Origin of the sequence: Nostoc sp. (genome assembly GCF_036917455.1) — a bacterium.
In the GTDB taxonomy this organism is placed as follows: domain Bacteria; phylum Cyanobacteriota; class Cyanobacteriia; order Cyanobacteriales; family Nostocaceae; genus Nostoc.
Genome location: NZ_JBALDK010000195.1, coordinates 1 through 8,731 on the forward strand (window position 1 = coordinate 1; position 8,731 = coordinate 8,731).

7 protein-coding genes are annotated in these 8,731 nt (G+C 41.7%); 3 read left to right on the forward strand and 4 right to left on the reverse strand.

The window, feature by feature from the left end:
- The first annotated feature begins 221 nt into the window (after nucleotides 1-221).
- Both V7K42_RS20275 and V7K42_RS20280 read left to right on the forward strand, forming a co-directional pair.
- Nucleotides 222-3,344 carry an MFS transporter gene (locus V7K42_RS20275; protein ID WP_334919163.1) on the forward strand — a complete coding sequence of 1,041 codons (3,123 nt, stop codon included), beginning with the start codon at nucleotides 222-224 and terminating at the stop codon, nucleotides 3,342-3,344.
- Between the two features lie 115 nt (nucleotides 3,345-3,459).
- Nucleotides 3,460-3,945: a molybdenum cofactor biosynthesis protein MoaE gene (locus V7K42_RS20280; RefSeq protein WP_334919164.1), complete on the forward strand. Its 486-nt coding sequence runs from the start codon at nucleotides 3,460-3,462 to the stop codon at nucleotides 3,943-3,945.
- A gap of 112 nt (nucleotides 3,946-4,057) precedes the next feature.
- Here the strand turns inward: V7K42_RS20280 and V7K42_RS20285 are convergent, their stop codons facing one another.
- Nucleotides 4,058-4,891 carry a hypothetical protein gene (locus V7K42_RS20285; protein ID WP_334919165.1) on the reverse strand — a complete coding sequence of 278 codons (834 nt, stop codon included), beginning with the start codon at nucleotides 4,889-4,891 and terminating at the stop codon, nucleotides 4,058-4,060.
- A gap of 428 nt (nucleotides 4,892-5,319) precedes the next feature.
- Here V7K42_RS20285 and V7K42_RS20290 point away from each other — a divergent pair, with 428 nt between their 5' ends.
- Entirely contained in the window at nucleotides 5,320-5,640 is a 321-nt protein-coding gene (locus V7K42_RS20290) for a hypothetical protein (protein ID WP_094332855.1), read from the forward strand.
- A 20-nt stretch (nucleotides 5,641-5,660) separates the two neighbouring features.
- Here the strand turns inward: V7K42_RS20290 and V7K42_RS20295 are convergent, their stop codons facing one another.
- From V7K42_RS20295 to V7K42_RS20305, 3 genes are all read right to left on the reverse strand, one after another.
- Nucleotides 5,661-5,984 (reverse strand): DUF2103 domain-containing protein, encoded by a 324-nt coding sequence (locus V7K42_RS20295; RefSeq protein WP_334919166.1) that lies wholly within the window; start codon nucleotides 5,982-5,984, stop codon nucleotides 5,661-5,663.
- A gap of 5 nt (nucleotides 5,985-5,989) precedes the next feature.
- Nucleotides 5,990-6,316 (reverse strand): ATP-dependent Clp protease adapter ClpS, encoded by a 327-nt coding sequence (gene clpS / locus V7K42_RS20300; RefSeq protein ID WP_322639840.1) that lies wholly within the window; start codon nucleotides 6,314-6,316, stop codon nucleotides 5,990-5,992.
- Between the two features lie 131 nt (nucleotides 6,317-6,447).
- Entirely contained in the window at nucleotides 6,448-8,478 is a 2,031-nt protein-coding gene (locus V7K42_RS20305) for an FAD-dependent oxidoreductase (RefSeq protein WP_334919167.1), read from the reverse strand.
- Nucleotides 8,479-8,731 lie beyond the last annotated feature (253 nt).

Here is an 8,731-nt window from a genome sequence, read left to right on the forward strand (position 1 = left end):
ATAAATCAGGTTATATTTCTTTTGGTTTTTATTAAATCACAAAACCTTATATTGGTTTATTAGTTGAAAATTAATAAACCAATATAAGGTTTTGTAAAATACAACTTTTGACAAACAAAGTTCTTACCTAAGAAAGTGCCACTCTATTTAACTGGCAACTAAATTGATAGATAAGCCATTTTATGAATGGTTATCTAATTGAAAACAAGTGAGAAAATCCTATGTTTCAAGGTCTTTTAACTATTTTGGGATGGAACTCGCTACTCTTTGGATTAGCGCCAATTACTTTAGCTCAGGAAGCACTAACTCCAGAAGAAGCATCAGTTCTTTTTTCTGGGCCTAAATTCTTGGTGGCATTGGTGGCTGGGGTTTTGATGGCATTTGCCTTTCAATTATTATTGACAAACTTTTCAGTTGCTGTCGGAATTTCATCTTGGGAAATTGGCTCAGATTCTGATGATGAAGAGGAAAGTTTGGGTAAGACAATTCGTAAAGGTCAAGCTAAAGTTGGTACTTGGGCGTTAATAACGGTTAGTATTGCATTATTTATTGCTTGTTTTTTAGCAGTAAAACTTAGCCTAATCGAAAGTGCATTTTTAGGTGCAATTATTGGTGTAGTAATTTGGTCTACCTATTTTTCACTAGTAATTTGGTTGGGTTCATCAGCAGTAGGTTCTTTAATTGGTTCTATCTCTAATACTGTAACTTCTGGTTTTCAAGCTCTGATAGGTACAGCAACTGCTGGTATCGGTGCTAATGCTGCAAAAAAACAGTTAGTTTCTACGGCTGAAGATATTACAGCCGCAGTCCGACGGGAATTAACTTCAGGTTTTGATCCTGAAGGAATTAAAAATACGCTCCAAAGTTCTTTAGGTTCTTTGCAATTGCCAAAGCTGGATGTTAAAGAAATTCGCACCCAATTTGACCAGCTTCTTAAAGATACAGATTTGCAATCTGTTGCTAACAACGACCTATTAAAAAACATCGATCGCCAAACATTTATTGATTTAATCAGCAGTCGCACAGATTTTTCTAAAGAAGATATCAATGGCATTGCCGACCAATTTCAAGGTGCTTGGCAAGAAGCTTTGAATCGTCAAAATCCCACAGAACAAGTAATTAATTTACTTAAATCTGCTACTCCTGAAGAACTGAATTCTGAGCAATTGGGCGAACGACTTCAACAACTGGTTACATTTGGAGGCGGTAATGGCAATGGTGTAATTAAGCAAGCTATTAGATATGGTTTGAGCGCTGCTGCACCAGCCGTTTTGGAGCGGATCAACCTTTCTGATATTGATGTCAACAAAATTACAACTCAGTTGCAAAAGCTAAAAGAAAAAGTTCAAGATGTCGATGTCGATCGAGTCACAGAACAATTTCAAGAGTTTAGAAAGCAAGCAACTAAGCAAGTATCTGCAAAATTGCCAATATCACTTGAAAACGCGATTAAAGCAGATGTCGAAGAATACATATTGAATTCCTTCCCTTGGCATTTTAACCGAATTACCCTCGTAGATGAATTTAAAGAAGTCATCTATGACGTAAATGCAGATCCGACAACTGTCAGATGGGAGTTGGAAGAAATAAATCAAGAATATTTTACCAACTTGCTAAAGCAGCGCGGTGATATTAGCGAAGCCAGAGTGAAAGAAATTTCCGAACAAATGGAAAGCGATCGCTTGGAAGTTTTAGAGACTGTAAAACAGGCTCAAACGCGAGAAAAAGGGCAAGATTTCCGCACGCGCATCGAAGATTATCTGCGTTCAACGGGGAAAGAAGAACTCAACCCTGAAGGTATTGAACGAGACTTTGGCAAGTTGCTAGACGATCCACAAGCTGGCTTTGAAGATTTAAGTAGCCGCTTCGGGCAATTTGACCGCGATACTTTTGTACAATTACTCCAACAGCGTCAAGATATCAGTGAAGAGGAAGCCAATAATATTGTTAGTCAACTCGAACGCAATCGCGATAATGTCTTGAATCGCGCTAGAGAATTGCAAGAACAAGCAAAAGCGAAAGCCGATGAACTGCGCCAAAAAGTTGAAGACTATCTGCGGAATACTAATAAAGACGAACTCAACCCCGAAGGCATCAAACGTGAGTTTAAAGTTTTACTAGACGATCCGCAAGCTGGAATTAGCTTGTTACGATCGCGCCTAGCGCAATTTGACCGGGATACACTGGTACAATTGCTCAGTCAGCGCCAAGATTTGAGCGAAGAACAGGTAAACCAAACTCTCGATCAGCTAGAATCAGTCCGAGATAGTATTTTGCAAGTACCGCAGCAAGCAAAAGAACAGTACGAAAAAACTACAAAAGCGATCGCAGAATATCTCCGCAATACCAACTTGGAAGAACTAGATCCTGAAGGTATCAGAAGCGATTTGGAAAAATTACTCGACGATCCTAAAGCTGGAGCCTTAGCACTGCGCGATCGCTTATCTAATGTCGATCGAGAAACCTTGGTTAAACTTGTCAGTCAGCGCGGAGACTTGAGCCAAGAGGAAGTTAATCAGATCATCGATCGCGCCCAAGATGCCATTGGTGATATTATCAGAGCGCCAAAACGTTTAGCAAAACGTACCACTCAAGCAGCTTTAGATTTTGAAGCCAATCTTGAAGAATATCTGCGTAATACCAACAAAGACGAACTCAACCCTGAAGGAATCAAACGCGATTTACAATTGCTGCTGTCTTCTCCCCGTGCTGGAATTGGAAGTTTAAGCGATCGCGCCTCGAAATTCGATCGTTCGACAATTGTGGCACTATTATCTCAACGAGAAGATATCTCAGAAGAAGAAGCTAACCGAATTGTGGATCAAATTGATTCGGTTCGCAGTTCCATTGTCGAACAATTCCAGCAGATCCAGGAAAGGGTGCAATCAGTATTGGATGGAGTTTTTGCCAAAGTTCGCAACTATCTTAACTCCCTGGATCGTTCCGAACTCAACTATGAAAGCATTAAGCAAGACTTTGCCAAAGTATTTGACGATCCGCAAGCCGGATTTGAAGCATTGCGCGATCGCCTCAGTGAATTCGATCGTGACACCTTAGTTGCTGTCATGAGTTCTCGTGAAGATATCTCTGAGGCGGATGCTAATCGCATTATCGATCAAATAGAATCAGCGCGGGATGGCGTATTGCAACGAGCCGAACGCATCCAGAAAGAAACCCAAAAACGCTTGAAAGCTATCCAACATCAAGCTAAAAAGCAAGCTGAAGAAAGCAAAAAAACCGTGGCTAATGCTGCTTGGTGGATATTTGGGACAGCTATAACTTCCCTTGCAGCTAGTGCGATCGCTGGTGCGATCGCTGTGACTGGGCTAACTTTACCTGGCTAAAATATCTCCCTCATCAGGAATTTTGAAAAAATAAAAAGTGGTATTCATTTCTAAAGAATGAATACCACTTTTTTTAGGGACAATAGAAAAAGCCCACATAAATAAAAACGCACTTATGACAACTACACTTAACTCTGCTGTTAAACCAAGAGCCGAAGATAGTTTTGCCATTAGCTTTGCACCATTGTCTCTTGAAGAAATCTATGCCAAGTCTGACGATCCAGCCAACGGTGCTGTGGTTATGATGAGTGGAGTAGTTCGCAATCAAACTGATGGTAAACCTGTGATTGCTTTAGAATATCAAGCTTACGAACCTATGGCATTGCGGGTATTTTATCAAATTGCTGCTGATATTCGCTTATCTACGTCTGATGTGAATCGGGTAGTGATTCATCATCGCACCGGACGTTTGCAAGTTGGAGAAATTAGCGTTTTAGTAGCAGTGGGTTGTCCTCATCGGAGTGAGGCGTTTGAAGCTTGCCAATATGCTATTGATACCCTCAAACACAACGCACCTATATGGAAAAAAGAAATTTGGCGAGATGGTTCTAGTAGCTGGGTGAGTATTGGTGCTTGCGAACAGTTAGGAGAAAATTGTTAGCAATTGAAGATTTGGTAAAACAGTTCTGAGTCAAGAAGTTAAATTTCCGACTCTGCACGCGCTAAACACCCCGCTATCCATCTACAGAATTCCCTACTTCCCTATAAGTCTTTTATTTACAATAATTTTTAGCGCTTTGAGTAGAATTAACGCTTACTCGTGACCATTCTCTAATCACGAATTCGCTTAAACCAACGTGAGGCGATCGCTTGGCATCGAGGCTTTGCCAATCACTTTGACTTCCCCAGTCGTAAGTATATCCTAGTTGTGTCCACGGATAATGGACAACGGTAGTTGATGAGTCACTTGGTGAACCGTAGCGGCTCTTAAATTGTTGGGTAAACCAATCTTGATAGCTGGTTGAGATCGACTCAAAGGCGTTAGGTACAGGAAATTCCACTTCTGCTTCACGATCGCTAATATTAGGATCTCGACTAGGACGAAAGAGCGATCGCGGTTCTACCCAAAGTTCAACAACATATCTGCTTGTAGTTACGGAGTCTGGAGGTAAACCCAATAGTTGGTTCAGTCGATACTCTAAAGAGATTGGGCTAGTAGTACGATAAGTTTTGCAGAATTTTTGTAAGTCTGGAACAGCCGTAACCCATAAATCGCGTGATAAAAGCATCACCTTACCCAAATTATCTGCATATCCAGGAAAGCTTGTCCAAGCTACTACTAAAACCCGGCTTTTGTCCCATTTAAGATCGGAGTTATACGAAACAATCGGAGTCAGATTTCGATATATTTTACGAGGTTCGGCAATTTTTGCATCCTCTACTGCATCTAGATAAGCTTGTGGTAAGGGCGATCGATCGGAAGTATTTCCTCTTGTTGATTGTGCCAGAGATGCTGAATTTAACAAGGCTGCGGTAAGACCGATCAGAATAGCAGCATAAGGGAAAACTCGCTTTTTAGTGCGATCGCTAGCCGGAACTAAATTCATATTCTTTTTTAGGATTTGGGAGATTTAAAGATAAATATGGCGATCGCCAAGCAGCAAACTTGAGAAGATGTAAGCTGTCGAGCCTACAAGTTGCCTCATAATCTTTTAGGTAAAACCTGTAAACCTGCTCCTCTGCTCCCCTGCTGTCTCAATGTGCAAATTAAAAACACAACAGCTTAGTTAGCGATCGCTTGTTGAACTCCAGAATGGATATTTTTTGTTCAGCCATTCCTACTGGAATATAAGACAAATTATTTTAAACTCTCAGAAAATTATCAAATAATATTTATATTTGCAAAACAACATTTTTTGTTGCATTTGTTTACATAATTTCTATTCCTCTATTGAGGTTTGTAAATGATTTGTATTTCTGGAAGGAATATTCCTTTAGACTGATCTTTAACCGAAAAATGTGGGAATAAACACAAATGCATTCGTTAAATATATTTTGTCACGAATTTGTAGTTGCTGTTTCCTTTGTAGCTTGCATTCTTGGACTGGTATTACTGTGGGATAGTAAGCAACAAAAAAGTGATGTGGAAGAAACAGAGGTGATTCTGTTTAGAATGAGCTTTACTTATTGGCTAGTTTATTGTGTAGCTTTTGGCATAGAGAAAATAATTTTACCCGAATGGGAATCTGTAGTTATGACTTTGAAAATAACTACTGCTCTGTCATATTTCTTAACTTTTTCGTGCATTCTTAGTCTGCCACTACACAAATTTGCAGTCCACCGTGTTGAAGAATAGACATTGGGCGTGAGGCATGGTTAAGACTTCATTGCGATCGCTAATGCTGCTTCTAGTTCGGACTGGGCCAAAGGGGTCAAAATAAACACCTCTTGTACCGTTTTTCCCTGCCGTGCAATGACTTTATAGCCGCCGCGAATCGGTACTGAGATACGCAGTTGCATTTTTGGGCAATGACCTCTCGATCGCCCCAGTACTCCCGGCGTTACGGTTTGGATGCCGTCTTGCTGACAAAGACGTTCTAAAATTGGGATAAGACCAGAAAGGTGTGTCGAGTGATTCCAAACTAGTCTGGCAGCTTTTTGTGAAGTCGCCCGGAGTGAATCTGCGGTGGGTTTGCCCATAATAATTAAGCTGCTTCTAGAGGTGCCATTGTCAAACCTGCTCGGCGCAGCTGCTGGTGATAAAGTTCCGCAGGTTCTTGAGGGCCGACCCAAACGATCGCTTGACCTTCATAGTGTACCTGATTAGTCAGATCCCACGCGCGATCGCCACTCATCCCTGGAATATATTTCATCAAACATTCAGACACATGTTGGAATGTATTAAAATCATCGTTTAATACAATCACTTTGTAGTTGGGATAAGTCTTACGGATAACTTGACTAGACCGTTCAGGAGCTTTAGTTGGTGCTGTGGCCATCCCGTAAATATCTGCTGAAAGTGTCGTAATCATAAAACAATTGGTCAATAATATTTTACAAAACTACAACTAACTAGTTTAGTGCATTGTCAGTTGTCATTTGTCCTTTGTCATTTGTTCAAAATCCAATCACAAATGACCAATGACAAATGACCAATGACTATCTACCGCCAATTATCCCAGTTTTCGTTAAAAATGGATGTATCGGGGAAGGCGGTGGGGTTGCCATTTTGTTGCAAAAGCCGTTTGAGTGCTTCGAGTTCTGGCTCTTGTTTGGGTAAGTTATCGACTAGTTGGTAGGGTGCGATCGCATTTTTGAGGGCAAAACTAGCAACAGTCCCCGCAGCCGCACCAGACGACCATTCAAAGGAATGGACTCGATAGGCAGCAGCCGCAATATGACTAGTAGCAATGCTTTTGCCTCCTACTAGCAAATTATCAATTTTCTGGGGAATCATCGCCCTTAGAGCAATTTGGAAGGGATAAGCTTGACCAGCACCCCGCCTTTCACCTGGACGTTCTGTATTACCAGGGGCTTCTGGGGGACTATTCACCATGCAAGGATGGAAATCTATAGCGTAGTGACCAATACCCACAGCATCGGGGAAGATAGTAGAACGAGTCCGTCGCATTGCTTTCTCTGGTGAAACTTTGCCATCAATTACTGATACAGCTTCCAAACCTGCAAGTGCTGCTCGTAGCCGACGATACATATCTGCTGGCAGAGTCTTGGAGTAATATTCATCACTGTAATCTCGGCGAGAAATATCAATTTCCCAAATACCAAAGCCATCAGGTTGTCCCCAACTAGGGCGGCCAATGATGCGCCGTCCTTCACGCATGTAGGGATATTTCGATAAGCCATGCACTGTCCCCATTGGAGAATTTAGCCCGGAAACAAAGCGGTTATTGCTTTGCTGCTGCTTTACACCCTCGCCCAACTGAGAATCTGTAGTCCCAGCTACCAACCAATAATAGAATGAGAGGGCATTTTCTTCAGCTTTGCGGAGGGTTTCTGTCCGCAGTCCTCCCATCCAACCACCTGGGTTTAACTGTCCAGTACTTTGTAACTGTTGGCGACTGTAAATCAGGTTATCTTGGGCTGTTCCAGGGCGGTAATCGTTACCCCAAGTCCAGTTTTGCATAGAAATATCCCCTGGTGTAGGAGCATCAAAACTTACACCACCGAATTTTGCTGGTTTACCTTTGTTTGGACTCCAAATGCGACGATAGGTGAAAACTAAATCAAAGTTAGCCAGTCGCGTTAATTCATAGCTAAAATATGGGGCGTATTGTGAATAAAATGGGGGCATAGTCTGCGGTTGCGGTTCCTTAGTTGCCTCCATTGCAAAAGTGTAGGTAAATCCTTGAGGGCAATAAGGATCGTTGTTGGCGCTGGAAGCAGAGGGTTCCAGGTAAGAACGGGCATCAATGCCTAATCTATAGGGGACATCAGCTAGTGCAATAATTTCTCCGGTTTCGCTCGCGTCTACGACATACCACTTAGGAGCATCCCCTTTCTCTGCCTTGGGGACGAAACGGAGAATAGTTTTGGTAAACCGAGATGAATTTTCATAACTATAAGAATCTTCAATACTTTGAGATAAAGTAAAGGTATTGAGAGGTGGTGCGCCTTTGGGTGGTTGATGTTGAATAGCGATCGCACTATTAATTATTTTGCCATCAGCAGCGATTTCCAAATCCTTAATTACCGTGTTGGGAAACCATTGCAACTTACCCTTACCTTGCTTCTCGGCATCTTTGAGCATTTGGGCTAAAATGGCGTGAGCATCGCGGGGAAGAAAGCAGGATTCACTTACCCAGCAGTCACCAGGGTTAAGTTTACCGTATTTACGCCCAATCCGGTTTCGCAATTCCAAATAGCCGCGAGAATAGAATTTGAGAGCGCGTTGGGTTGGGCGTTCGTCTAACGCAGATGTCCCTTGAGAAGAAATTTGTCCTCCCAGCCAGTCAGTAATTTCCGTAAGGCAAACCGTTCGTCCTGCTAGCAACCCCTCGTAAGCTGTGGCGACACCAGATAGTCCACCACCCACAACTAAAATCTCGCAATTGACACTTTTATCTGGGGTTCTCGGTGGCGCAGCCATCGCAGAATCAAATGCAACTAAAGTAGATATTAAATTCAGACCGATCAGCGATGTTAAGCTATAAGCTACTTTGTGTCTGTGCTTCATGGTTAAAAAACCGCTCCAAATCCTGTGTCACCTTGTAGAAGGTAGCATTCAAGAAATGATCATCACAAGTTTATAAGAGTAAATATATTTAAATACAATTTTTATACCTAAAATACTCAGTATGTAAGAGGATGTTTTAAAAGTGGTTGGCTGTGATTTTAATAGAATGATTACCCCCCTTAACCCCCCCTTGTAAAACATCCTCTTACATACTGAGTATTTTAGGTATAAAAATTGTATTTAAATATATTTA